Below are 2,036 nucleotides of genomic sequence, written 5' to 3'. Positions count from 1 at the left end.
AACTTGGCACATTAACGGCGAAGATAGATGCGCTTCGCGCAAAGGGATTTAGTGACGACGAGATCAACCAGTTGTTGAGTTCGGCAATGCCTGCTGAGGCTCCTGAATCCCCATTTAATATCGGTGAGATATTTAATAATGGTGCGTCAAAAGACGAATGGAACCAGCAGGTCGATGAAGCTGAGCAGCTTTATATCAAACAGGCTGCGATATTCATCGGTTGTTTAGGGTTTGGTATGATTTCTATAGGATTTGGTGGTTATCTCATCCCTTGGGATTGGGTTAATATCATAGTTTCCATATCGCTTGGTGCGGGCATATTATCTTTGGCTATATTCGCGCCTAAAAATCGCGAGAAAATCAAATTCTTCATCAAAAAGCGACGCTAGGTGCGTCGCTTTTTTTCTATTTCATTCCGCGGTATTCTTTAATCTCCTTTAATTCTTGCTCTGTTAATTGGCGAGCGTTTTCCTGCTCCTGTTTGTTGTGGAGATATGCATCGTTATCATAGAGCGCCCGTTGCGACTGCTCGCTTTCCTCATCAAATTGTTTCTGACGATGGCCTTGTTCAGTCTGATATTGGTTTTCTATTGAACCGCTATTGCGCTCATAATTACTTTGAATATCACGGCCCTGTACGCTTTGTGCTGGGCGGTTCATTGAACTGTCATCCCAGGCTTGTTTGAGCTCTGGATTGTAGTTCGAGAATCGTTCACTCATAAAGGCTTGGAAAAAGAGGTCTCGCTCTTCATTAATGGCAGGGGTATTCCCATTCATGATAGCCTCCACATTCTCAGGGCGACGCCTTGCTACATACGCTTGGAACTCAGGCATTAAGTTGGTGTTAACGCTCAAGCTGCCTGTCTGCGAATCTTGAAGCGCGGCGCTGTAGGCTTGCTCCTTGGCAATACTGCTGTCTACCGTTTTAGCTAAGTCTTTAGATTCTTTAATGGCTTCACTCAGAGTGGACATTGCTTGCTGATTAAAGCCGTGCAAGTCCTCGGTTCTTCCCGATGTGCCATACTGCTCAATGGAACTCATGAGGTCATTAAACTGATTTTGACGACTGTTTGAGGTGCGGGAGGTGCGATCTTGACGTTGGCTATCTGTGGAGCTTTCAGTGTCGGAGTATCTACGACCTTTGCTTATATTTGCACCACCTTTGATGTTGCCAAATTCACCAACCCCCGCCCCTAATGACGCACTACCGCTAGCGTTGTAATCTAAGTAGTTATCCACCATCTGTTTGTAGGCTTCTTCTTTTGATACCCCTTTCGCTTTGGCTTCCTCAGCTACCACGCCATCGAGTTTACTTAACGAATTTTGGGTTGAAGAATTTGAGCTGTATTGCGTACCTTCACCATAACTGGTATTGCGGCTGGCACTGCTGCTTAAACTCATCAGTTGGTCGGTGACACTTCCTGATGACTGACTGTAAGCAGTACGAGCTTGAGAGGTGGCACGTTGCGCCTCGGTGTAGCTGTTTTGCAGCGCACGGCTTTGCACTTCACTGCTGTTAATATCAAAGCCTGTGGTCGAAATTGCCCCTCGACTGCTGTACACCGCATTTCCTCCTGGTAGGTAGTTCACGCTTGAGCCATCGGCTCGCTGAACTTGCGCCCCATAGGATTGATTACTGTAAGCGGTATCGACCTTGTTGCCACTCATAGAATTGCTGTGCCAAGTATCGGTTTGCACCACACCATAGGTCATATCACCACTGGCAGCCGCTTGAGATGAGCGGGCGGCATTAGAGCCCATCGCCCCTAAGAACTGCTGCCCTAGACTGCCTGCCATCACCAATCCGCCTGTTAAGGCGTATTTGGAGATAATTGGGACCATCATCATGAGCCATCCCGCAATTGCTGCATACTTATAGTGCATGGCTTGCAGTGGTGAGCTGCCTGCTAAAGACATACCGTGCAGTAAATTGGTGGATTCGGCTCCTGCATATTGCAGTGAGTAGGTCATGATGAGGTTGATGACCGTGAAGAAAAACGGCCACAGTGCCAGATAGAAAAAGCCCCCAAGGTAGC

At 47.4% G+C, this 2,036-nt stretch carries 2 protein-coding genes; one reads left to right on the top strand and one right to left on the bottom strand.

All coding sequences use genetic code 11. The features are described from left to right. Positions 1 to 389: hypothetical protein (locus CTN07_RS22930; RefSeq protein ID WP_170107355.1), on the top strand; the 389-nt coding region annotated here is incomplete at its 5' end. Between the two features lie 16 nt (positions 390 to 405). Here the strand turns inward: CTN07_RS22930 and CTN07_RS22300 are convergent. Then, the coding region (locus CTN07_RS22300) for a conjugal transfer protein TraG N-terminal domain-containing protein (RefSeq protein WP_211315316.1) at positions 406 to 2,036 on the bottom strand (1,631 nt) is incomplete at its 5' end.

Source organism: Photobacterium damselae (assembly GCF_003026815.1).
GTDB classification, from domain to species: Bacteria; Pseudomonadota; Gammaproteobacteria; order Enterobacterales; family Vibrionaceae; genus Photobacterium; species Photobacterium damselae.
Note: the sequence above shows the minus strand (reverse complement) of the source record. Positions and strands in the feature narration are given on the sequence as shown.